The organism is Pelagerythrobacter marinus, assembly GCF_034375205.1.
GTDB lineage: Bacteria > Pseudomonadota > Alphaproteobacteria > Sphingomonadales > Sphingomonadaceae > Pelagerythrobacter > Pelagerythrobacter marinus.
Genome location: NZ_CP139719.1, coordinates 1,403,613 through 1,426,007, shown reverse-complemented (window position 1 = coordinate 1,426,007; position 22,395 = coordinate 1,403,613). Strand labels below are relative to the sequence as shown.

Annotated in this window: 19 protein-coding genes; 14 read left to right on the top strand and 5 right to left on the bottom strand. The window is 69.0% G+C overall.

Translation table 11 applies throughout. The annotated features are described in order from the left end of the window. The first annotated feature begins 92 nt into the window (after window positions 1–92). From hrcA to T8T98_RS06875, 4 genes are all read left to right on the top strand, one after another. Window positions 93–1,133 carry a heat-inducible transcriptional repressor HrcA gene (hrcA, locus tag T8T98_RS06890; RefSeq protein WP_160732886.1) on the top strand — a complete coding sequence of 347 codons (1,041 nt, stop codon included), beginning with the start codon at window positions 93–95 and terminating at the stop codon, window positions 1,131–1,133. A 12-nt stretch (window positions 1,134–1,145) separates the two neighbouring features. Beyond that, entirely contained in the window at window positions 1,146–1,775 is a 630-nt protein-coding gene (gene grpE / locus T8T98_RS06885) for a nucleotide exchange factor GrpE (protein WP_251105646.1), read from the top strand. Then, window positions 1,776–3,563, top strand: a complete 1,788-nt coding sequence (locus T8T98_RS06880) for a DUF885 domain-containing protein (protein ID WP_251105647.1) — start codon at window positions 1,776–1,778, stop codon at window positions 3,561–3,563. 72 nt (window positions 3,564–3,635) lie between these two features. Then, on the top strand, window positions 3,636–3,929 hold the full coding sequence (locus T8T98_RS06875; protein ID WP_160732883.1) for a glycine zipper domain-containing protein: 294 nt from the start codon (window positions 3,636–3,638) through the stop codon (window positions 3,927–3,929). A 78-nt stretch (window positions 3,930–4,007) separates the two neighbouring features. Here T8T98_RS06875 and T8T98_RS06870 read toward each other — a convergent pair whose 3' ends face one another. From T8T98_RS06870 to T8T98_RS06860, 3 genes are all read right to left on the bottom strand, one after another. Then, entirely contained in the window at window positions 4,008–5,147 is a 1,140-nt protein-coding gene (locus tag T8T98_RS06870; protein WP_322295881.1) for a PrnB family protein, read from the bottom strand. Between the two features lie 97 nt (window positions 5,148–5,244). Further along, entirely contained in the window at window positions 5,245–5,664 is a 420-nt protein-coding gene (locus tag T8T98_RS06865) for a vgr related protein (protein WP_251105649.1), read from the bottom strand. Window positions 5,665–5,768: 104 nt separating this feature from the next. After that, a complete protein-coding gene (locus T8T98_RS06860; protein ID WP_251105650.1) occupies window positions 5,769–6,251 on the bottom strand; it encodes a copper chaperone PCu(A)C in 483 nt (160 codons plus the stop codon). A gap of 169 nt (window positions 6,252–6,420) precedes the next feature. Between T8T98_RS06860 and dnaK the strand changes: the two genes are divergently transcribed. Further along, window positions 6,421–8,352, top strand: coding sequence for a molecular chaperone DnaK (gene dnaK / locus T8T98_RS06855; RefSeq protein ID WP_251105651.1), 1,932 nt, complete (start codon window positions 6,421–6,423; stop codon window positions 8,350–8,352). A gap of 78 nt (window positions 8,353–8,430) precedes the next feature. Then, window positions 8,431–9,555, top strand: a complete 1,125-nt coding sequence (gene dnaJ, locus T8T98_RS06850) for a molecular chaperone DnaJ (protein WP_322295880.1) — start codon at window positions 8,431–8,433, stop codon at window positions 9,553–9,555. Here dnaJ and T8T98_RS06845 read toward each other — a convergent pair whose 3' ends face one another. Continuing rightward, window positions 9,556–11,865: a patatin-like protein gene (locus T8T98_RS06845; protein ID WP_322295879.1), complete on the bottom strand. Its 2,310-nt coding sequence runs from the start codon at window positions 11,863–11,865 to the stop codon at window positions 9,556–9,558. It abuts the gene before it with no gap. A gap of 71 nt (window positions 11,866–11,936) precedes the next feature. Between T8T98_RS06845 and radA the strand changes: the two genes are divergently transcribed. The 8 genes from radA to rnr all read left to right on the top strand — a co-directional run bounded on the left by radA (window position 11,937) and on the right by rnr (window position 21,534). Next, the gene (gene radA, locus T8T98_RS06840) at window positions 11,937–13,310 is read left to right on the top strand and encodes a DNA repair protein RadA (protein ID WP_160732877.1); all 1,374 of its coding nucleotides are present in this window, start codon (window positions 11,937–11,939) and stop codon (window positions 13,308–13,310) included. A gap of 13 nt (window positions 13,311–13,323) precedes the next feature. Beyond that, window positions 13,324–13,845, top strand: a complete 522-nt coding sequence (locus T8T98_RS06835) for a CvpA family protein (protein WP_251105654.1) — start codon at window positions 13,324–13,326, stop codon at window positions 13,843–13,845. Beyond that, a complete protein-coding gene (locus T8T98_RS06830) occupies window positions 13,842–14,279 on the top strand; it encodes an iron-sulfur cluster assembly scaffold protein (protein WP_251105655.1) in 438 nt (145 codons plus the stop codon). The genes T8T98_RS06835 and T8T98_RS06830 overlap by 4 nt, the downstream gene beginning before the upstream one ends. 32 nt (window positions 14,280–14,311) lie before the next feature. Continuing rightward, the gene (locus T8T98_RS06825; protein ID WP_251105656.1) at window positions 14,312–15,946 is read left to right on the top strand and encodes an MFS transporter; all 1,635 of its coding nucleotides are present in this window, start codon (window positions 14,312–14,314) and stop codon (window positions 15,944–15,946) included. Beyond that, window positions 15,939–16,976 carry an alanine racemase gene (alr, locus tag T8T98_RS06820; protein WP_251105657.1) on the top strand — a complete coding sequence of 346 codons (1,038 nt, stop codon included), beginning with the start codon at window positions 15,939–15,941 and terminating at the stop codon, window positions 16,974–16,976. The genes T8T98_RS06825 and alr overlap by 8 nt, the downstream gene beginning before the upstream one ends. 77 nt (window positions 16,977–17,053) lie before the next feature. Further along, window positions 17,054–17,614, top strand: coding sequence for a polyhydroxyalkanoate synthesis repressor PhaR (gene phaR / locus T8T98_RS06815; RefSeq protein ID WP_251105658.1), 561 nt, complete (start codon window positions 17,054–17,056; stop codon window positions 17,612–17,614). A gap of 46 nt (window positions 17,615–17,660) precedes the next feature. Then, entirely contained in the window at window positions 17,661–19,202 is a 1,542-nt protein-coding gene (gene proS, locus T8T98_RS06810; RefSeq protein WP_251105659.1) for a proline--tRNA ligase, read from the top strand. A 55-nt stretch (window positions 19,203–19,257) separates the two neighbouring features. Beyond that, window positions 19,258–21,534 (top strand): ribonuclease R, encoded by a 2,277-nt coding sequence (gene rnr, locus T8T98_RS06805; protein ID WP_251105660.1) that lies wholly within the window; start codon window positions 19,258–19,260, stop codon window positions 21,532–21,534. Here rnr and T8T98_RS06800 read toward each other — a convergent pair. Next, entirely contained in the window at window positions 21,524–22,360 is an 837-nt protein-coding gene (locus T8T98_RS06800) for a helix-turn-helix domain-containing protein (RefSeq protein WP_251105661.1), read from the bottom strand. The genes rnr and T8T98_RS06800 overlap by 11 nt on opposite strands. Window positions 22,361–22,395 lie beyond the last annotated feature (35 nt).

Sequence of the window (22,395 nt, the reverse complement as noted above, 5' to 3'; positions counted from 1 at the left end):
TGCCGATCGCGCTAGATGAAAAGCCCATGCTTCGACAAGCGGCGCGCGATGGGAAATTGAGATTGCCCGGCGAATTGCCTAATTTCCCCGGCATGGCACCACCCGTCACCGAACTGACCGATCGCGCCCGGGCCATCTTCCGGCTGGTCGTGGAAGGCTATCTCGACAGCGGGCAGCCGGTGGGCTCCAAGACGCTCGCCGGGGAACAGGGCCTCAACCTGTCGCCTGCCTCGATCCGCTCGGTCCTGGCGGACCTCGAATCGCTGGGGCTGCTGGCCGCGCCGCATACGAGCGCCGGCCGGATGCCGACCGAGAGCGGGCTGCGCCTGTTCGTGGACGGCATGATGCAGGTGGCCGAGCCGAGCCGGGCCGAGCGCAAGGAGATCGAGCGGCGACTGTCCGAACCCGGCCCGATCGAGCAGGCGCTGGAACAGACCAGCGCGATCCTGTCCGACATCTCGGGCGCGGCGGGCATGGTCATGGTGCCCCGGCTCGAGCCGCGACTGGCGCAGTTCAACCTGGTCAACCTGGGGCAGGGCCGGGTCCTCGCGGTGCTGGTGGGCGAGGACGGCGCGATCGAGAACCGCGTGATCGAGCTGGGCGAAGGGGCCGCGCCGCAGATGCTCGAACAGGCCAGCAACTACATCACCGCGCGGCTGGCCGGGCGCACCCTGGCAGAGGCGGTCGCCGCGATGCGGGCCGAGATCGCCTCCGGCAAGTCGGAGCTGGACGAGGCCAGCAGCAGCCTGGTCGAACGCGGGCTGGCGGTGTGGAGCGAGGATGCCGCGCAGCGGCCGGTCCTGATCGTGCGCGGCCAGGCCCGGCTGCTGGACGAAGCGGCGCTATCCGATCTCGACCGCGTGCGCTCGCTGCTCGACGACCTGGAGAACAAGCAGTCGGTGGCCGACCTGCTCGAAAGCGCGCGCGAGGCGGAAGCGACGCGGATCTTCATCGGCAGCGAAAATCGCCTCTTCGCGCTCAGCGGCTCGTCGGTCATCGCCTCCCCCTATCGCGACCGCGAAGGGCGCGTGGTCGGCGTGCTGGGGGTGATCGGCCCCACTCGGTTGAATTACGCCCGGGTCGTCCCCATGGTGGACTTCACCGCCCGTTCCCTGGGCAAACTCATCGGGTAGATACGAGAAAACATGAGCGACAACGATACTCGCAAGAACGGCGAGCCGGCCCGCGACGAGGCCGTGGAAAAGGAACTGGAAGGCGTTCCCGAGGAATTTCTGAACGACGCCGGCGAGGCAGAAGGCGACGGCGACGACAAGGGCGATGCCGGCGATGCCGGTGATGCCGGCGACCTGAACGAAGCGCTCGCCGCGCTGCGGGCCGACCTCGATGCCGCTAAGCAGGATGTTCTCTACGCCCGGGCCGATACGCAGAACGTGCGCCGCCGGCTGGAAAAGGACGTGCAGGACGCGCGCAATTACGCCGCGACCGGCTTTGCGCGCGATATCCTCTCGGTCGCGGACAACCTTTCCCGCGCGCTCGACCACGTCCCGGCCGGCCTGCGCGAGGACGAGCAGGCCCGCCGCTTCGTCGAGGGGATCGAGGCGACGATGCGCGAGATCGAGAAAGTCTTCGCCCAGCACGGGATTACCCGGATCGCCGCGACCGGGATGCCGCTGGACCCCAATGTCCACCAGGCGATGATGGAAGTCCCGGCCGAAGACGGGCAGGAGCCGGGGACGATCGTGCAGGAGCTGCAATCGGGCTACATGATCAAGGATCGCCTGCTGCGCCCCGCCATGGTCAGCGTGGCCAAGTAGATGGCCGGACGGCGGGGAGGGGGCCCGGCGCGGGCGGTTCGCACGATCCTGGCCGCGGCCGTCCTGGCCCTGGCCGTCACCGCGGCCCCGCCGCTCGCCGCCCGGGACAGCGCCGACAGCCAGCTCGCCGCGCTGGCCGATGCCTATTACGAGTACCAGCTCGCCGAACACCGGCAGGTGGAACAGCCCAACGGCAGCATCGCGCCCGGCCCGCGGCTGTGGTCGGTCACGCCGGAGGCGCAGCGCGCGCGGGCGGACAAGGCGCGCGAGTTCCTCGCCCGGCTCGAGAGGCTCGACCGCGAGGCGCTCGGCCCGCAGGCACGGATCGACGCCGCCGTCCTGCACACCCTGCTGCAGCACGAGATCGGCGATGCGCGCTTTCGCGAATGGGAAATGCCGTTCGACAGCGATTCGAGTTTCTGGAGCTATCTCGCGCCGCGCAGCGGCTTCGCCACGGTCGAGGAATACGAACGCTACATCGGCCGGATGCGCGACATCCCGCGCTATTTCGACGAGCACATGGCCAATGCCCGCGCCGGGCTGGAGCGGGGCTTCAGCGTTCCGCGCGTGACGCTGGAGGGGCGCGACGCCTCGATCGCACCGAACGTGGTGGACGATCCCGAGGACAGCCCGTTCTGGACCGCGTTCGAACGGATGCCGGCGCGCATCCCGGCCGAAGAGGCCGCCCGGCTGAAGGCCGAGGGGCGCGCCGCGATCGCCGGCAGCGTGACCCCGGCCTATGCCCGGCTGCTCGCCTTCTTCCGCGACGAGTACCTGCCGCGTACGCGCACGTCGCTGGCGGCCAGCGAAATGCCCGACGGGCCGGCCTATTACCAGCAGCAGATCGCGCAGTACACGACGCTCGACCTCACGGCCCCGCAGATCCACGAGATCGGCCTGGCCGAAGTCGCGCGGATCACCGCCGAGATGGAGGCCGTGCGCGAAGAGGCCGGCTTCGAGGGGGCGCTGGAAGACTTCATCGCCTTCCTGCGCAGCGATCCGCGCTTCGTCGCCGACGACGCGGACGAGCTGATGGGCGTTTCGGCCTATGTCGCCAAGCGCGTGGACGGCGTGATCGCCGACTATTTCGGGTTCCTGCCGCGCCACCGGTTCACGATCCGCCCGGTGCCCGACGCGATCGCGCCGTTCTACACCGCCGGGCGCGGGGGGCTGGATGCGTGCATGATGAACACGTACGACCTGCCTTCGCGCCCGCTCTACAACATCCCGGCCCTGACGCTGCACGAATGCATCCCGGGGCACAGTTTCCAGGCCGGCGTCGCGCTGGAGCAGGAAGATGCCCCGCGCTTCCGGCGCCAGACCTACTTTTCCGGCTTCGGCGAGGGCTGGGGCCTCTACGTCGAGTACCTGGGCGAGGAAATGGGCATCTACCGCACGCCCTACGAACGGTTCGGGCGCCTCAGCTACGAGATGTGGCGCGCCGCGAGGCTGGTGATCGACACCGGCATCCACCACTACGGCTGGAGCCGCGAACGGGCGATCGACTACCTCGCCGGGCACACGGCCCTGTCGCGGCACGAGGTCGAGACCGAGGTCGATCGCTACATCAGCTGGCCCGGCCAGGCGCTCGCCTACAAGCTGGGCGAGATGACGATGCGGCGGGTGCGCGCGAAGGCCGAAGACGCGCTGGGCGATCGGTTCGACATTCGCAAGTTCCACGATGTCGTGCTCTCGCTCGGCTCGGTTCCGCTGCCCGTGCTGGAGGAACGGATCGACCGTTTCATCGCCGATGGCGGCCAGGGGCTGCCCGGCGTCGCTTACGACTGAGCCGGCGGCAGGCCGGAACCTCGGCCCGCGCGATCCGTAGCGTTACCGACAGGGATGCAACGGAGACATGCCATGAAAACCAAGATGCTTCTCGCGCCGGCGCTGCTGGCCACTTCGCTCGGCCTCGGCGGCTGTGCGGACAACTACGCGGTGGAAGGCGCGGGCCTGGGCGCCGCGGCCGGGGCCGCCGCCGCCGCGATCACCGGCGAAGACTTCGAGACTTACGCCATTGCCGGGGCGGCGATCGGCGGGATTGCCGGCTATTTCAAGGACAAGGATAACGACTGCGACGGCTGGTACGAACGCAACGGCCGCTATCTCGACGACGATTGCCGCCACGACGACCGCTATCGCGACTATTTCTAGGCGCCGCGAGACAGGCGAGGAAAGGGGCCGCTCCCTTGCCGGGGGCGGCCCCTTCTTCGTGCGCGGTGTCGAAGCGCGTCAGACCGTCTGCGCGCGGTTCTCGTCGCGGTGCTTCTTCAGGTAGCGCATGAACGGCGTGCCGCCCGTGCCAACGTCGGGATCGTTGCCCGCGATCGATCCGGCCTGCTTGTTGATGTAGCTGGCCGCATATTCGAGGTGTCGGGTGCGGAACCGCGCCGACTGCTCGAGGCAGGCGTTGAACGCGTCCTTCAGCGCCCGGTTGCCCGAGGCGGAGACGAAATCGCGCAAGCTCGATTGCGCGGCCAGGTCCTCGATGAAGCGGCGATGGGCGACCGGGCGATAGTGGTGCAGTTCGTCGAGGAAGCTCTTGAGCGGATCGTCCGAGTGGCCGACCTGGAACAGCGCGTCCATCGACGGGACGATGCTCGACTGCGAGCCGGTCTGGCCGCGGAAGGCCTGGGGCCGGTCGCCGAAGCGCTCGATCCCCTGGTAGACGAGCCCGCCGTCCAGCGCCGGGTTGTTCGCCCAGCCATGGATATAGGGCCGCACCCGGTGGAAATAGACGTAGGGATCGCAGCGTTCGGGCATCCGCGCGAAATGGCCGTAGATCCGTTCCCACGCGGCGTCCATTTCGGCCAGGAGGCGGATCGCCTCGTCCTCGTCGCCCTGCCGGGCCACGGCGACGAGCCGCGCGGCGTTGTCGAGCAGGACGCCGGCCTCCGCCTCGATCGCGACGTGGACCAGGACGAACCAGTTCTCGTCCGCCCCGCCGTAGAAGTTCTGGAACATCGCGATATTGTCGAGATCGACCGGACCGGACTTGTCGACCCGGTACCAGTTGTCGAGGACGTAGGAGGAATAGGGCAGCAGCGGGGCCTGCCCCAGGCGGTCCGCGATCGCCACGATCGGCCGCGAGAGGTTCGCGGGCAGGTGGGCGGGCGGCTCCGCCTCTCCCCAGACGTAGGCCTGGACGAGGAAGGAATAGTGCACCATCGCGGTGCGGACCTCTTCCTCCGGCGCCGCGCGCGCCCAGTCCTCCAGCCCCGGATCGGGCAGGGCGTCCAGCCAGTGCCGGATGCGGCCGGTGGTCAGCAGCGCGGAAAGCTGGCCGGCGGCTTCGAGCACCGGGGCGAACTGGCCGGGGAGGGCGATCGAATCGATCTCGTAATGCGAAAGGAAGCCGCGCTCGCGCGACATTCCGTAGTCCTTTAGCTCCATGATTGAACCTGCATGCCGGGCGCGGGTTGGGCCGCCCGGTCATGCGGTCAAGTGGTATCGGTTGAAACCGTTTCTCTCAAGAGGCGCCGGGAAAGCGGACGAGCAGGTCGTAGGCGGCGGCGTCGCCGACGCCGGCCAGGCGCACCCCGTTGCGCAGCCAGAAGGCGTGCTTGACGATTTCGGCCTGCTGTTCGATCCCGTAACGTTCCAGCGGCCACCCGGGCTTGAGGCTGTAGTCGTAGCGGGCCCAGGGCATCCGCCGGAATACCAGCCACCAGCTGCCATTGCGCTGGGCCTGCCAGACATGGACCATCTCGTGGATGAAGAGGCCCTGGCGCAGAACCGGTTCGCGCGCGAAATCGTCGCAGTAGGCATCGCCCCGCGGGTGGAAATGCAGGTGCCCGCGCGGCGCCATCGTCACCCGGCGGGGCTGAAAGGGGAAGAACTTGCGCCGCCTGATCGTGACCCGGGCATAGTCGATCGCGTCGCCGAACACGCTGCGCGCGAGGGCGATCTCGCCCGGGGTCAGCGGCCGCTCCCCACCGGCCGGGCAGCGCGGTGCGGGTGGAGATTCGGCCCGGGATGCAGCCCGCGCCTCGCTCAGCGCTCTTCCCCGGGGCCGCGGATCTCCGCCTCGAACGTGGTCTTGTCGCCGCCCGAAACGATCAGCGTCACCTCGGTCGTTCCGCCGGGCTGAAGCTCGGGCGAGACGTCGGTCGCCATGACGTGCTTGCCGCCCGGCTCGAACTTGACCTCGGTCCCCTTGGTCAGGACCAGCGGCAGCATTTCCTGCATCTGCACCTGGCGGTTCCATTCGCCGTATTCGTGGAGCGACGCGCTGCCGGCCCCTTCGACGTGGGCCCGGTTGAGCGCGACGTTGCGATCGCCGTCGTAGGACAAGTCGAAATAGACCGCCGCCGGGTTGCCCTCCACCGGGGGCAGGACCATGCGCGCATTGGTGACCGTCAGGCCCGGCACCCCCTCGGGCGCGGTTTCGGCCTGTTCGTCGGCGCCGTCGCCGCAGGCGGCCAGGCCCAGGGTGGCGCACGAAAGGAACGCGGCGGCAAGGATCGGTGATTTCACGGTCGTTTCTCCCCTCCGGAACATATCCCGAAGCTAGCCGTGCCGCTCCCTTGTGCCAACCGAAACCGCACCTATATCGCCCTCGTAATCGAGCCGCCGAGCTGCTTTGCCGGTTACCGGGAAGCACATTGCGCGGCGTCCAACGTGTAGAAAGTGGAATAGGGAAACCATGGCGAAAGTAATCGGTATCGACCTCGGCACGACGAACAGCTGCGTTGCCGTAATGGACGGGGACAAGCCCAAGGTCATCGAAAACTCCGAAGGCGCGCGCACGACGCCGTCGATCGTGGCCTTCACCAAGGACAACGAACGGCTGATCGGCCAGCCCGCCAAGCGCCAGGCCGTGACCAATCCCGACAACACGCTGTTCGCCATCAAGCGCCTGATCGGGCGCCGTTTCGACGACCCGATGACCAAGAAGGACATGGAGCTCGTCCCCTACGACATCGTCAAGGGCAAGAACGGCGACGCCTGGGTCGAGGCCGGCGGCGAGGACTATTCCCCCAGCCAGGTTTCCGCCTTCATCCTGCAGAAGATGAAGGAAACCGCCGAAAGCTATCTCGGCGAAACCGTTTCGCAGGCGGTCATCACCGTTCCCGCATACTTCAATGACGCGCAGCGCCAGGCGACCAAGGACGCCGGCCAGATCGCCGGGCTCGAGGTGCTTCGCATCATCAACGAGCCGACCGCGGCCGCGCTTGCCTATGGTCTCGACAAGGACGACGGCAAGACGATCGCCGTCTACGACCTCGGCGGCGGCACGTTCGACGTCTCGATCCTCGAAATCGGCGACGGCGTGTTCGAGGTGAAGTCCACCAACGGCGACACGTTCCTGGGCGGTGAAGACTTCGACAGCGCGATCGTCGAATATCTCGCGGACCAGTTCGAGAAGAAAGAGAACATGGACCTGCGCAAGGACAAGCTTGCGCTCCAGCGGCTGAAGGAAGCCGCGGAAAAGGCCAAGATCGAGCTGTCGTCCAGCCAGCAGACCGAAGTGAACCTGCCGTTCATCACCGCCCGCATGGAAGGCGGCTCCAGCACCCCGCTGCACCTGGTCGAAACGATCACCCGCAGCAAGCTGGAACAGCTGGTCGGCGACCTGATCAAGCGGACGCTGGAACCGTGCAAGAAGGCCCTGGCCGACGCGGGCGTCGAGAAGGGCGGCGTCGACGAGGTGATCCTGGTCGGCGGCATGACCCGGATGCCCAAGGTGCGCGAAGTGGTCGAGGAATTCTTCGGCAAGAAGCCGCACACCGGCGTCAATCCCGATGAAGTCGTCGCCATGGGCGCGGCGATCCAGGCCGGCGTGCTCCAGGGCGATGTCAAGGATGTCCTCCTGCTCGACGTGACCCCGCTCTCGCTCGGCATCGAAACGCTGGGCGGGGTGTTCACCCGCATGATCGATCGCAACACGACGATCCCGACCAAGAAGACGCAGACCTACTCGACCGCGGAAGACAACCAGAACGCGGTGACCATCCGCGTCTTCCAGGGCGAGCGCGAGATGGCCGCGGACAACAAGATGCTGGGCCAGTTCGACCTCGTCGGCATTCCCCCGGCGCCGCGCGGCGTACCGCAGATCGAGGTGACGTTCGACATCGACGCCAACGGCATCGTCAACGTTTCCGCGAAGGACAAGGGCACCGGCAAGGAGCAGCAGATCCGCATTCAGGCTTCCGGCGGCCTCAGCGAAAGCGACATCGACCAGATGGTGCAGGACGCGGAAAAGTTCGCCGAGGAAGACAAGAAGCGGCGCGAGGGGGCCGAGGCCCGCAACCAGGCCGACAGCCTGGTCCACGCGACGCAGAAGCAGCTCGACGAGCACGGCGACAAGATCAGCGCCGACCTGAAGGGCCAGGTCGAGACCGCGCTTGCCGAAACGAAGACCGCGCTGGAAGGCGACGACATCGAGGCGATCGGCAGCAAGGCCCAGGCCCTGACCGACCTGGCGATGAAGATGGGCCAGGAAATCTACAGCCAGGAGCAGGCCTCCGCCTCGGCGGGGGCGACGGAAGGCGACGGCGCGGCGGGCGAGAGCGGCCCCGACGAGGAAGTCGTCGATGCCGAGTTCTCCGAAGTCGACGAAGACAAGAAGGACTGAGACGTCCGGTGAAGAAACAGGCCGCCGCCGGAGCGCACCGCCCCGGCGGCGGCTAGTTTCTTGAAGGACGGGGATATCATGTCGGCAACCGAAATCGATTTCTACGAGCTGCTCGGGGTCAGCCGCGACGCGGACGGGGCGACGATCAAGTCCGCCTATCGCAAGCTGGCGATGAAGTATCACCCGGATCGCAACGCCGGGTGCAAGGAGAACGAGGCCAAGTTCAAGGCGATCAGCGCGGCCTACGACTGCCTGAAGGACCCGCAGAAACGCGCCGCCTACGACCGTTATGGCCATGCCGCCTTCCAGCAGGGCATGGGCGGCGGCGGGGGCCATCCGGGCACCGACTTCGCCGACCTGGGCGATATCTTCGAAACGATTTTCGGCAGCGCATTCGGCGGTGCCGGCGGGCGCCAGCAGGCGCGCCGCGGGGCCGACTTGCGCTACGACATGGAAATCGGGCTGGAAGAGGCCTTCCACGGCACGACCAGCCAGATCGAGATCGAGGTTTCGCAGAACTGCGAGACCTGCCACGGATCGGGCGCGACGCCGGGCACCAGCACGCGCGGGTGCAACTTGTGCAACGGATACGGCAAGGTCCGCGCCAAGCAGGGCTTCTTCGTGGTGGAGCGGCCGTGCCCCAATTGCCACGGCCGGGGCGAAGTCCTCGTCAGCCCGTGCCGCGATTGCGGCGGGGAAGGGCGGATCGACCGGCCGCAGGCGATCGACGTGGAGATCCCGCCGGGCGTCGATACCGGCACCCGCATCCGCCTTTCGGGCAAGGGCGAGGCCGGGCCGCGCGGCGCGCCGCCGGGCGATCTCTATATCTTCGTCCACGTCCGCCGGCACGAAGTGTTCGAGCGCGAGGGCACGACCCTGCTCAGCCGCGTCCCGGTCAGCTTCACCACCGCCGCGCTGGGCGGCAAGGTCGATATCCCCGATCTCTCGGGCGAGACGAACACGGTGGAAATCCCCGCGGGCATCCAGTCGGGCCGCCAGCTGCGCGTGCGCGGTGCCGGGATGCCGGTGCTCCAGGGCCGCGGGCGGGGCGACCTGGTGGTCGAGATCATGGTCGAGACGCCGACCCTCCTGACCAGGGAACAGCGCGCGATCCTCGAACAGTTCCGCGAGACCGAAACCGGCGACGAATGCCCGGAAAGCCGGGGCTTCTTCGAAAAGCTGAAAAGCGCGTTCGGCGCCTGATCAGCCGGCGCCGAGCACTTCGGTGCGAATCCTGTCGAGCAGCCCAGGGTCCGCCCGGAGGCGCTCGCGTTCCTCGTCGAGGATGGCGAGGAACAGCTTGCGCTTGAACGCGGCCGGGTCCGGCCCCTCGGGATCGCCCACGGTCGAGCACACGAGGTCGATCATCCGCTCCGCCCCGTGCAGGCGGCCCCAGAGATAGTCGTTCTCGCGATAGGCGCGGCTGAAGAAGGCGCCGAAATTGTAGAACTCGATTCCCCGCAGCGTGGCCCGCGTGCCCCCTTCGCGGATCGAGCGGGCATCGTCGGGGCTGATCCGGTCCACCTTGATCGGGTCGAACTCGGTCAGCGCATCCTCGCGCACCAGCGGCAGGGTGGCGACGTCGTAGAACGGGAAGCCCAGGTACGTCAGCAGCATCAGCCGCCGCAGGTTGCGCGGCATCCGCTCGAGCGCCTCGGCCAGCATCCGTTCGGCCGTCTCGTCTACCCCGGGCAGCAGGCGGCGCTGGCCGAGCGTGTCGATCACGTCCAGCGGATCCTCCATCACCCGCGCGGCGACGGCGGGGAAATCGTCGCCCAGTCCCGCCACGCCCTCGCGGTCGAAATAGAGCGCGAGGATGGCGTAGATCGCGTCGCGCGCCTCCTCCACCGCGGCATCGGGGATTTCGGGATCGGCCTCCCACTCGCGCGAGAGGCGCCGGGCGAGCAGGCGCAGGCGGCGTACGCGAAAGCCGACGTCGTGCGCGCGGAAGAAGGCGATCGCCTCCTCGCTCGCCCCGCCCGAGGGCGAGGAAAGCCGCTCCAGCCCTCGCTCCGCCAGCGCCGCGCGCAGGCGCAGCACGATCGGCCGGGCGTCGGGCAGGTCCAGCCCCGGGGCGGCCTCGAACACCAGCTCGGCCAGCTCCTCCACGATCGCGGTGAACTTGGCCTGGGCGTAGGACTGGAAGGCGTAGCCGGCCCGTTCCGCCGCCGCCTGCTGGGCCTTGGCGCGCCAGGCGTGGAGGCGGCGCGGGGTCGGCCGGTCGAGGAACAGCGTCATCCCGAACAGCTTCTCCACCGCCGCCTCGACGTCCGGGCGCAAGGCCGCGATCATCGCCTGCCGGCGCTGCGCCTCGTGCGTCTGCCGCTCGAGGATTTCCAGGTTGTCGCGGATCGGCTGCTCGCGCGGGATGGTCGAGAGCGAGCCGAGGATGACGCCGAAGAACCCGACCGGCTCGTCCTCTTCCTCCGCCGCCGCCTGCGAGCGGTCGGGGCGCGGGTCGATATAGACGAAGCGCCGGTCCACCTCGCGCTGCGCCGGGCGGCCGCGCAGGGCCTCGATCGCCGCCTCGAACGGCTTGTTGACCAGCACCGATCCGTCGATCAGCGAAACATTCTCGACCGATCCCTGCTGGACGTGGGCGGGCATCACGTGGCCCAGGAACGCGCCGCGCCCGGACCAGCCGGCCCCCCGTTCCTCGGCAAGACGGTCGATCTCCTCCAGGCGCAGCGGGGGGAAGGCACCGGGAAAGCTGGCGGTGGCGCGGGCGGCGAACGTCAGCTCCAGCGGATCGGCCAGGTCGGTGCCGCCGGTGCGCGGGCTGCGCGCGGAAAAGGCGATCGGCAGGCGGTGTTCGCTTTCTTCGACCACCGGCGGGCTGTTCAGCCGCAGCAGTTCCAGGTGGCCGCGGAAGTCGGTCGCGGTGACCATCAGGTCGATCGGGTGGTTGGGCGGCAGCAGCGGCTGCGCCACCGGCCCTTCGGCCATGGCGCGGAAAGCGTCGTAGAGCAGGCGCGAGAAGCCGATGCCGGAGAAGGGCGGCGCGAACCAGCGGCCGCGGATGAATTGCGAGACCTTGCGCCGCACCTCCGCCTGGGTTTCGGGCGCCACGCTTTCCGACACCGCGTTGCCCGGGCGCTTCAGCAGCCACCATGCGATCGGCTGGGCCCAGTACTTGGCGAATCGCCAGACCGGCTCCGCCTCCGGGTCCACCAGGCGCTCGACATCGGCGGTCGAGAGCCACAGCTCGGTCAGCGGCTCGAGCGACTGGCCCGAATGGATCGCCTGGGCGAGGAAGACCGCGTTGATCCCGCCCGCGCTGGCCCCGGCCAGGATATCGGGCAGGACGCGCAGCTTCAGGCCATTGCGCGATCCGATGTCCTGCAACAGCTCGCGATAGACGCCCTGGACCCCGCCGGCCGGGGCATCGCCGACGTGATAGGCGCGGCTGGCGCTGGCGAGCTTCCAGATTTCCTTCGTCACGCCGTGCATGTAGACGGCAAGGCTGACCCCGCCGTAGCAGACGAGCGCGATCCTCAGTTCCTTCTGCCGCATGGCCCGCCTTGTGCCGGGCGCGTGCCGGCTTGGCAATTGCGTTCCGCAAATGTTCTGTTTACGGAGCGGGGATGGCGAAGACCAAGAAACGTTACGTGTGCCAGGCCTGCGGCTCGGTTTCGCACCGGTGGCAGGGGCAGTGCCCCGATTGCGCCGAATGGAACACACTGGTCGAGGATGTCCCGGCCACGGTCTTCTCGCAGAAGCACGACTTGTCGAGCGGCGGACGCCGGGTGGCCTTCGAACCGCTCGACGCGCCGGGCGAGGCGCTGCGCCGGCGCACGACCGGGCTGGCCGAGTTCGACCGCGCCCTGGGCGGCGGCCTGGTGCCCGGTTCCGCCATCCTGATGGGCGGCGATCCGGGCATCGGCAAGTCCACCCTGCTGCTCCAGGCGGCCGCGCGGATCGCCGCTGCCGGGGCGGAGGCGGTCTACGTCAGCGGGGAGGAAGCCGCCGGGCAGGTGCGCCTGCGCGCCGCGCGCCTGGGGCTGGCCGACGCGCCGATCAAGCTCGCCGCCGCGACTTCGGTGCGCGATATCCTGACGACGTTGAACGGCATGGCCGCGCCCGCGCTGCTGGTGATCGATTCGATCCAGACGATGTATTCGGACACGATCGAAGGGGCGCCGGGCACGGTCAGCCAGGTCCGCGGCTGCGCGTTCGAACTGATCCGCTATGCCAAGGAGAACGGCGTCGCGCTGGTCCTGGTGGGGCACGTGACCAAGGACGGCAACATCGCCGGCCCGCGCGTGCTGGAGCACATGGTGGACGTGGTGATGAGCTTCGAAGGCGAACGCAGCCACCAGTACCGCATCCTGCGCAGCCTGAAGAACCGCTTCGGCCCGGTGGACGAGATCGGCGTCTTCGCCATGGCGGGGCAGGGGCTGGAGGAAGTGGCCAACCCCTCGATGCTGTTCCTTTCCGGCCGCGACGAGCCGCTTGCCGGCAGTTCGGTCTTCCCCGCGCTGGAAGGGACGCGGCCGGTCCTGGTCGAGGTCCAGGCGCTGATCGTGCGGTTGCAGAGCGGCGCGACCCCGCGGCGCGCGGTGGTCGGGTGGGACAGCGGGCGCCTGGCCATGCTCCTCGCCGTGCTGGAGGCGCGCTGCGGGCTGAACTTCAGCTCGGCAGAGGTCTATCTCAACATCGCGGGCGGATACCGCCTGACCGATCCGGCGGCCGACCTCGCCGTTGCCGCGGCGCTCGTTTCGGCGCTGGCGGACCGGCCGCTGCCGGCGCGCAGCGTGTGGTTCGGCGAAGTCTCGCTGGCAGGCGAAGTCCGCCCCGTCGCGCATTCGGCCGTGCGCCTGCGCGAGGCGGCGAAGCTCGGGTTCAGTTCCAGTTTCGGCCCGCACGACGATACCGCCGCGGGCGCGCACGACGGGGTTGATTACCGGGCGATCGGGCAACTCGCCAATCTCGTTGACCGGATCGCGGCAACCCCCTAATTTTGCACCCTCCATGACCGTCTTCGACATCATCGTCCTGGTTATCGTCGCGGTCGCCGCGATCGGCGGCTTCATGCGCGGTTTCGTGCAGGAAATCCTGTCGCTGGCGGCGTGGGTCCTGGCGGTTTTCGCCATTCGCGCGCTGCATACGCCGCTCTACCAGGCGATAGAGCCTTATGTCGGGAGCGAGACGGGAGCGGCCGTGCTTGCCTTCACGCTGCTTCTGCTGATCCCCTATGCCGCGATGAAGCTGATCGCAGGGCGTGCGGGCCAGGCCTCGCGCAGCTCGATCCTCGGCCCGATCGACCGCGTGCTGGGCTTCGGCTTCGGCGCGATCAAGGGGGCGATCATCGTGGTCCTCGCCTTCTCGCTCCTCGTGCTCGGCTACGACACGATCTGGGGCGTCGCCGGGCGGCCCGACTGGATCAGCACGGCGCGCACCTACCCGGTGGTCAACGCGGCCAGCGATGCCCTGGTCGAAATCGTCCACGAAAGGCGGCAGGCGATCCGCACGGCGATCGAAGCCGGCGAATGACGCAAGGCGCCGCCGCGCGGCTCTACACCCCCGAACTCCTCGGCCTCGCCGTGGAACTGGCCGATTACCCGCTGGACGCGGGCTTCCCCTGGCAGGGGGAGGCCGTTTCGCGGACCTGCGGCAGCACGCTGGCGATCGGCTTCGACCGGGCGGCGGACGGCACGGTCGCGCGGCTCGGGATGCGCGTTTCGGCCTGCGCGGTGGGCCAGGCGGCCGCGGCGATCTTCGCGCGCGAGGGCGTGGGCAGCGACGAAACCGCCATCGTCGAAGCGGGACGCGCGGTCGAGGCATGGCTGGCCGGCGGCACGCCGCCCGCCTGGCCGGGGATCGAGCTGCTCGGCCCCGCGCGCGCCCACGCCGCCCGGCACGGCGCCATCCTCCTGCCGTGGAGAGCGGCCGCCAACGCGCTTTCCAAGCCCGCCCGGCGCGATTAAAGCTGCCCGGCCTTGGGAGAGGGGGGAATGCGATGAACGAGAGCCAGCCACCGGCAATGCGCGAGCCGACCGAGAAGGAAATCCGCCTTGTCATCGCCGCTTCGTCGGCCGGCACGGTTTTCGAATGGTACGATTTCTTCATCTACGGCACGCTTGCCGGGCTGATCGGCGCAGCCTTCTTCCCCAGCGGGAACGAAACGTTGCAGCTCCTGCTGGTCTGGGCCGGGTTCGCGGTCGGTTTCGGTTTCCGCCCGCTGGGCGCGATCCTGTTCGGTTTCCTCGGCGACAAGTGGGGGCGCAAGTACACTTTCCTCGTCACCGTCACGCTGATGGGCATTGCCACGGCGGGCGTCGGGATGATCCCCAGCGCCGCCAGCATCGGCATTGCCGCGCCCATCATCGTGATCGGTTTCCGCATCCTCCAGGGCCTGGCGCTGGGCGGTGAATACGGCGGCGCGGCGATCTACGTCGCCGAACACGCCCCGCCCGAGAAACGCGGGTTCTACACCAGCTTCATCCAGGCCAGCGTGGTCGGCGGCTTCGTGCTGTCGATCGCGGTCGTGCTCGCCTGCCGCCTAGTCATCCCGGCGGACGACTTCGCCGACTGGGGCTGGCGCGTGCCCTTCCTGCTGTCGATCGTGCTGCTGGGCATTTCGCTGTGGATGCGCCTGAAGCTCAACGAAAGCCCGGTATTCCAGGCGATGAAGGCGGAAGGCCGGACCGCGGCCAATCCCTTTGCCGAAAGCTTCAGCTACCCGGGCAACAAGAAGCGGATCTTCGTCGCGCTGTTCGGGATCACCGGCGTGCTGACGACGATCTGGTACACGGCCTTCTTCTCCGGCCTGTCGTTCCTGCGCGGGCCGATGCGGATGGAGGAAGGGCTGGTCGAAGTGATCCTCTTCGCCGCCGGCATGATCGCGATGTCGTTCTATATCATCGTGGGCCGCTGGTCCGACCGGGTCGGCCGGAAGAAGCCGATCGTGATCGGCGCCCTGCTGACGTTGGGCCTGCTGTTCCCGATCTTCTGGGGCATGGGGCAACTGGCAAACCCCGGCCTGGCCGCCGCGGCCAAGGCCAGCCCGGTCGTCGTCTCGGGCCCCGAGTGCACGACCGACCCCTTTGCCGAGCTGTTCGACCGCGAACAGACCGATTGCGGCAAAGTGCTCGAAACGCTCACCGCCTCGGGCGTGCGCTACACGGTCGAGCCGGCTTCCTCGCTCTCGCTGACCGTCGCCGGGCAGCCGATCGCGACCCCGCCGCGCTGGTTCGAAGACCCGGTCGCCCGGCGCGACGGGATCATCGCCGCGCTCGAAGGTCACGGGTTCGATTTCAGTCGCCAGTCGCCGCCGCTGCTCAACGTGCTCGGCATTCTCGGCCTGCTCCTCGCGCTCGGCGGGCTCTCGGCGCTCACCTACGGCTCGGTCGCGGCGCTGCTGGCGGAGATGTTCCCGCCGCAGATCCGCTATTCCTCGATGTCGATCCCCTACCACATCGGCGCCGGTTACCTCGGCGGCTTCCTGCCCCTGATCGCGGGGATCATCGTGGCACGCACCGGGGACGTCTATGCCGGCCTCTGGTACACCTGGGCCGTGGTCGCGTTCGGCGTGATCGTCGCCTGGTGGGGCATCCCGGGCGGGCCGCCCAAAGACTTCGAAGCCGATGGCTGACCTTCCGCCGCCGAGCTTGCGGCTGAACCTCGACGAAGGGGCGCTGGCGGCGAACTGGCGCGCGCTGGACGCGCTTTCGGGCGCGGCGCGCGCGGGCGCGGCGGTGAAGGCCGACGGTTACGGCCTCGGCGCGGCGCGGGTCGCGCGCGCGCTGAAAGCGGCCGGGGCGCAGGATTTCTTCGTTGCGCACTGGAGCGAAGCGGCAGAGCTCGAAGGCGCTATCGACATGCGCCGCCTTTCGGTGCTGCATGGCCCCTTGCGGGCCGAAGATGCGGCTTTCGCCCGGGCGCTGGGGGTCAGGCCGGTGATCAATTCGGTGCCGCAGGCCCGGCGCTGGCTCGAAAGCGGCGGCGGGCCGTGCGACCTGATGGTCGATACCGGGATCAACCGCCTGGGCCTTGCGCCCGCCGATCTCGGCGACCCGGCGGTCGCCGCGCTCGAGATCGACGTGCTGATGTCGCACCTCGCCTCGGCGGACGAGGACAGCGCGCTCAACGCGTTGCAGCTGGATCGTTTTCGCGCGGCCTGCGCCGCCGTCCCCGCGCGGCGGCACAGCCTTGCCAACAGCGCGGGGATCGCTTTGGGGGCCGATTACGCCTTCGACCTGACCCGGCCGGGGCTGGCGCTCTACGGCGGGGTTCCGCGGGCAGAGCTGGCCGGGCGCATCCGCCAGGTGGCCCGGCCGCAGGCGGCGATCATACAGGTCCGCATGCTCTCGCCCGGCGAAAGCGTCGGCTACAACGCGACTTTCACCGCGGACCGCCCACTGCGCGCGGGGGTCGTGTCGCTCGGATATGCCGACGGGTTCCTGCGCTGCCGCGGGCAGGGCGCGCTCCACCACCGGGGGGGCGCCCTGCCGCTGCTGGGCAAGGTATCGATGGACATGGTCGTCGTCGATCTTTCCGCCGCGCCGCAGGCGGGGGAGGGGGACTGGCTCGACGTTCCCTTCGACCTGCCGGGCGCGGCAAGCGCCTGCGGCCTGTCGCAATACGAGCTGCTGACCACGCTCGGCCGGCGGCTGCGGGCCTAGCCGGCCCGCACCGATGTTGCGCTGCACATGCTGCACCTGCTAATGCAGCATTCGCGCAGCATTTTCAGGACCTTTCGATGCCGAAAACCCAGGCCAATCCCGACGACCCGATCATCATCAAGAAGTACGCCAACCGGCGCCTCTACAACACCGGCACGTCGAGCTACATCACGCTCGACGACCTTGCCCGGATGACGCGCGAGGACGTGCAGTTCCAGGTCGTCGATGCCAAGTCGGGCGACGACATCACCCATTCGATCCTGACCCAGATCATCATGGAGGAAGAGGCGAGCGGCGAGCAGATGCTGCCGGTCAGCTTCCTGCGCGACCTGATCTCGATGTACGGCAATTCGATGCAGGCGATGATGCCCGGCTATCTCGAGGCCAGCATGGCGAATTTCCGCAAGAACCAGGCCAAGCTGCAGGAGGCCTTTCGCGAAGGGATGGGCAACAGCCCCTTCGCCCGGATCGCGGAGACCAACATGGCGATGATGCGCGCCGCGACCGAGGCGTTCATGCCCGCGCCGCCCACCGCCGATGAAGAGCCCGCGGCCGGGCCGAAGCAGGACACCGAGATCGCCGCCCTGCGCGAACAGATGGCGGCGATGCAGAAAAAGCTGGACGAGCTGGGCAAGTAGCGCGAACGGGCGCCCCATTGCCGAACACTGATTGACGGGAACTGACGTGTCCAAGATCCGCCATGCGCTGAACACCCGGCGCGCCGACGATTTCGCCCAGTGGTACCAGGAAGTGATCGCCGCCGCCGACATGGCCGAGGAATCGGGCGTGCGCGGGTGCATGGTGATCAAGCCCTGGGGCTATGGCATCTGGGAACGGATCCAGCGCCTGCTGGACGACCGGATCAAGGCGACCGGGCACGACAACTGCTATTTCCCGATCTTCATCCCGCTGTCGAACTTCGAGCGGGAGGCCGAGCATGTCGAAGGCTTCGCCAAGGAAATGGCGGTCGTCACCCATCACCGGCTGGTGGCCGACGGCAAGGGCGGCCTGGTCCCCGACCCTGAGGCCAGGCTGGAAGAGCCGCTGGTCGTGCGCCCGACTTCCGAAACGATCATCGGCGATGCCATGGCCCGCTGGGTCCAGTCGTGGCGCGACCTTCCGCTCAAGCTCAACCAGTGGGCCAATGTCGTGCGCTGGGAAATGCGCACCCGCATGTTCCTGCGCACGAGCGAGTTCCTGTGGCAGGAAGGCCATACCGCGCACGAGAATGCCGAGGACGCGAAGGCCCATACCCTGCGGATGCTGGAAGTCTATCGCGCCCATGCCGAAGACGACCTGGCCATGCCCGTCGTCGCCGGGGAGAAGCCCGAGCACGAGCGGTTTCCGGGCGCGGTCGAAACCTGGTCGATCGAGGCGATGATGCAGGACGGCAAGGCCCTGCAGGCGGGCACGAGCCACTATCTCGGCACCAATTTCGCCCAGGCCGCGGGCATTCGCTACCAGGACCGCGAGGGCGGGCAGGAACTGTGCCACACGACGAGCTGGGGCGTTTCCACCCGTCTCGTCGGCGGCATGATCATGACCCACGGCGACGACGACGGGCTGCGCGTCCCGCCGCGGCTGGCCCCGTGGCAGGTGGTGATCCTGCCCATGCTGCGCGACAACGAGGGCGACGCCGCGCTGCTCGACTATTGCGAGGCGCTGCGCTCCGCGCTCGGCGCGCGCGCGGCGCTGGGCGAGCCGGTTCGCGTCCTGCTCGACGACAAGCCGGGCAAGGCCGCCGCCAAGCGGTGGGACTGGGTGCGCAAGGGCGCGCCGATTATCGTCGAGGTCGGCGGGCGCGACATGGAAGGCGGCGTCGTCAGCCTGCTGCGGCGCGACCGGCTGTGGGGCGAAAACGGCAAGCCGGCCTTCGCCGCGCCTTCGCGCGAGGAGGCGGGCGAGACGATCCCGGCCATGCTCGAGGACATCCAGCAGGCCCTGTTCGACGAGGCGCGCGAGCGGCGCGAGGCGAACATCCGGCGCGGCGTCGCCACGCTGGAGGACATGGAAGCGTTCTTCGCCGGTGCCGGGCGCTATCCCGGCTGGGTCGAAGTCCAGTGGGCGCGGCCCACGGGCGCGGAACTCGACGGTGTGGTCGAGCGGCTGAAAGCGCTCAAGCTGACGGTTCGCAACGTTCCGATGGACGGCCCGCCGGTGGACGGCGCCTGCATCTTCACCGGCCGGCCGGCGGTCGAAAGGGTGCTGGTCGGCAAGGCATACTGAGCCGCGCGACCGGTCCGAGGATGACAGCGGCCCCTGCCGTTCCCATATGGGGCCGATGCAGCGAAAGACACAACGACGGACTGCCGGGCTGCCCACGCCCGAACAGATCCTCGAATTCATCCAGACGTCCGACCAGGTCGTGGGCAAGCGCGAGATCGCGAAAGCCTTCGGCCTCAAGGGCCAGGAAAAGATCGCGCTGAAGAAGCGCCTGAAGGACATGGCCGAGGAAGGCCTGATCGACGGCAAGAAGACCGCCTATCACCGGATGGGCGGCGTCCCGCGGGTCACCGTGCTGCGGGTGATGGAGATCGAGGACGGCGAACCGTTCGCGATCCCCGACAGCTGGCAGCCCGACGACGCGACCCCGCCCCCGCGCGTGCGGATCGTCGAAGCGAAGAAGGGCAAGGCGCGCCACGCCGCGCTGAAGGTGGGCGACAGGGTCCTCGCCCGGACCGAGGAGGCGGGCCGGGGCTGGAAAGCCCACGTGATGAAGAAGCTGCCCGCTCGCACCGAGGGCCTGATGGGCGTGGTCGAGATCGACCGCAGCGGGAAGGGCTGGCTGGCGCCGGTCGACAAGCGGGTGCGCAATTCCTCCACCATTTCCGACCTTGGCGGGGCGGAGGAAGGGCAGCTCGTCCTGGCCGAGCCGGCCGGGCGCAGCCCGCGCTCGGGCGTGCGGGTGGTCGAGGTACTGGGCGACCCGCTCGCGCCGAAGAGCTTTTCGCTCATTGCCATTGCGAAACACGGCATACCGCACGTTTTCCCGGAATCGGCGATCGAGGAAGCGAGGCGCGCGGCGAAGCTGCCGCTCAGCGACGACAAGCGCGAGGATCTGCGCCACCTGCCGATCGTCGCGATCGACCCGGCCGACGCTCGCGATCACGATGACGCGATCTGGGCCGAACCCGATGGGGAGGGCGGCTATCGCGCGCTCGTGGCGATCGCCGATGTGAGCTTCTACGTCCGCCCGGGCGGCGAGCTGGACCGCGAGGCGCGCAAGCGCGGCAACTCGGTCTATTTCCCCGACCGGGTCGTGCCCATGCTGCCCGAAGTGCTGAGCGCCGACGTCTGCTCGCTGCGGCAGGACGAGGATCGCGCGGCCATGGCCTGCCACCTTCGCATCTCGCCCGAAGGCAAGGTGACCAGTTGGCGCTTCACCCGGGCGATCGTGCGGATCGCGCACAATATCGCCTACGAAGACGCGCAGGCCGCGATCGACGACGGCGATGCGCCCGCGCACTTGCGCCACTTGTGGGACGCCTGGAAACTGCTGTTCCGGGCCCGCAACGACCGCGATCCGCTGGAGCTGGAACTGCCCGAGCGGCAGGTGCGGCTGGACGAGGAAGGGCGCATCTCCGAAATCGCCGTGCGCGAGCGGCTGGACGCGCACCGCGTGGTGGAAGACTTCATGATTGCCGCCAACGTCGCCGCGGCCAAGGCGCTGGAAAGCAAGACCGCGCCGGTCGTCTATCGCGTGCACGAACCGCCGAGCCGCGAGAAGCTGGTCGCGCTGAAGGAATACCTCGCCACTTTCGGCCGCTCGATGGCGCTGGGCCAGGTCATCACGCCGGGGCTGTTCAACCGGATGCTCAAGGACGTCAGCGACGAGAGCGAGAAGGCGCAAGTGATGGAAGCCGTCCTGCGCACGCAGACCCAGGCTTACTATGGGCCGCAGAACGCCGGCCACTTCGGGCTGGCGCTCGGCTCCTACGCGCATTTCACCTCGCCCATCCGGCGCTATGCCGACCTGCTCGTCCATCGTGCGCTGGTCGATGCCTTCGCGCTCGAACAGCCGCGCCCGGCGGGCGACCTGCCGCCGACCAGCGGCCTTTCCGACCGCGACCGGGCGGACCTGGGCAAAGTGTCCGACGCGATCAGCCAGGCCGAGCGGCGCGCGATGGAGGCCGAACGCGACACGATCGACCGCTATGTCGCGGCCTGGCTTTCCGGCCGGGTGGGCGAGACGTTCGATACCCGCATCACCGGCGTGCAGCCGTTCGGCTTCTTCGCCACGATCGAGGGGCTGGGCGGCGACGGGCTGGTGCCGGTTTCCACCCTGGGGGCCGAGCATTTCGGTTACGACGAGGCCGCGCAGACGCTCGTCGGGTCGGACAGCGGGACGCGATACGCCCCGGGCGACCGCATCCGCCTGCGCCTGGGCGAGGCCAACCCCCTGACCGGGGCGCTGAAGTTCGAACTGCCCGATGGCGAAGGGCAGATCGAACCGCGCGGCGAGCGGCCCGCCCCGCGCCGCAGGAGCCACCCGCGGCAGGGCCGGCGCGGACGGCCCGCCAATATCCGCCACCAGGGGCGCGGCAAGCCTAAGGGGTAGCCGCCCCTTGCGCGAGATCGGCCAGGATCGCGCGCGAGGCCTCGTCCGAAGGGAAGAAGGCCTCGATCGCCAGTTCCGACAGGGTGATGTCCACCGGGCTGCCGAAGACGGTCGTGGTCGATATCAGCGATAGGCGGCCTTGCTGCAGGTCGAGCACGAGCGGTACGGCGATCGCCTGGCCGCTTCCTGCCGGCGCGGGGCCGGCCGTGCGCGGCAGCGGCAGTGCCCGCAGTTCCCGCTCCAGCGCGGCCAGCGCCGGGTCGCCGCTCGCGTCGACCTGCGCCGAAAGGCGCGCGAGGAGATGGGCCCGCCACTCGGCGAAATTGGCAATGCGCGGCGCGATCCCGCCGGGGTGAAGCGCCAGGCGCAGGACGTTGACCGGCGGCGCCAGCAGCTCGCTCTCCACGCCGGACAGCAGCGGGGCGAGCGCCGCATTGGCCGCGACGAGGTTCCACGCCCGGTCCACTGCCAGCGCCGGATAGGGCTCGTGCCCGGCGAGCAGGCGCTCGACGATCTCGCGCGCCCCGGCGAGCTGCGGGTCGTCCAGGGGACGCTCGCGATGGGCGGGCGCGAACCCGGCCGCCATCCGCAGGACATTGTGCGCCCGCATCGGCATCGCCAGTTCGCGGGCGAGGCGGTCCACCACCGCCGGGCTGGGCGCGCTGCGGCCGGTTTCGATGAAGCTCAGGTGGCGCTGCGAGATCTCGCTCGCCAGCGCGAGGTCGAGCTGGCTGACTTTCCGCCGCGCGCGCCATTCCTTCAGGATCACGCCGGGGCGCGCCGCCTCGCCGGCGGCATCGGGGTGGGGGAGGGTTGCCTGTTCCATGGTCGCGATCCTAGCCGCCGGGGCCGGGAAAGCCA

Bases quoted from the DNA above. Each gene is read 5' to 3' on its own strand.
- hrcA (WP_160732886.1), top strand. From the start codon at position 93: ATGGCACCACCCGTCACCGAACTGACCGATCGCGCCCGGGCCATCTTC.
- grpE (WP_251105646.1), top strand. From the start codon at position 1,146: ATGAGCGACAACGATACTCGCAAGAACGGCGAGCCGGCCCGCGACGAG.
- T8T98_RS06880 (WP_251105647.1), top strand. From the start codon at position 1,776: ATGGCCGGACGGCGGGGAGGGGGCCCGGCGCGGGCGGTTCGCACGATC.
- T8T98_RS06875 (WP_160732883.1), top strand. From the start codon at position 3,636: ATGAAAACCAAGATGCTTCTCGCGCCGGCGCTGCTGGCCACTTCGCTC.
- T8T98_RS06870 (WP_322295881.1), bottom strand. From the start codon at position 5,147: ATGTCGCGCGAGCGCGGCTTCCTTTCGCATTACGAGATCGATTCGATC.
- dnaK (WP_251105651.1), top strand. From the start codon at position 6,421: ATGGCGAAAGTAATCGGTATCGACCTCGGCACGACGAACAGCTGCGTT.
- dnaJ (WP_322295880.1), top strand. From the start codon at position 8,431: ATGTCGGCAACCGAAATCGATTTCTACGAGCTGCTCGGGGTCAGCCGC.
- T8T98_RS06845 (WP_322295879.1), bottom strand. From the start codon at position 11,865: ATGCGGCAGAAGGAACTGAGGATCGCGCTCGTCTGCTACGGCGGGGTC.
- radA (WP_160732877.1), top strand. From the start codon at position 11,937: ATGGCGAAGACCAAGAAACGTTACGTGTGCCAGGCCTGCGGCTCGGTT.
- T8T98_RS06835 (WP_251105654.1), top strand. From the start codon at position 13,324: ATGACCGTCTTCGACATCATCGTCCTGGTTATCGTCGCGGTCGCCGCG.
- T8T98_RS06830 (WP_251105655.1), top strand. From the start codon at position 13,842: ATGACGCAAGGCGCCGCCGCGCGGCTCTACACCCCCGAACTCCTCGGC.
- T8T98_RS06825 (WP_251105656.1), top strand. From the start codon at position 14,312: ATGAACGAGAGCCAGCCACCGGCAATGCGCGAGCCGACCGAGAAGGAA.
- alr (WP_251105657.1), top strand. From the start codon at position 15,939: ATGGCTGACCTTCCGCCGCCGAGCTTGCGGCTGAACCTCGACGAAGGG.
- phaR (WP_251105658.1), top strand. From the start codon at position 17,054: ATGCCGAAAACCCAGGCCAATCCCGACGACCCGATCATCATCAAGAAG.
- rnr (WP_251105660.1), top strand. From the start codon at position 19,258: ATGCAGCGAAAGACACAACGACGGACTGCCGGGCTGCCCACGCCCGAA.
- T8T98_RS06800 (WP_251105661.1), bottom strand. From the start codon at position 22,360: ATGGAACAGGCAACCCTCCCCCACCCCGATGCCGCCGGCGAGGCGGCG.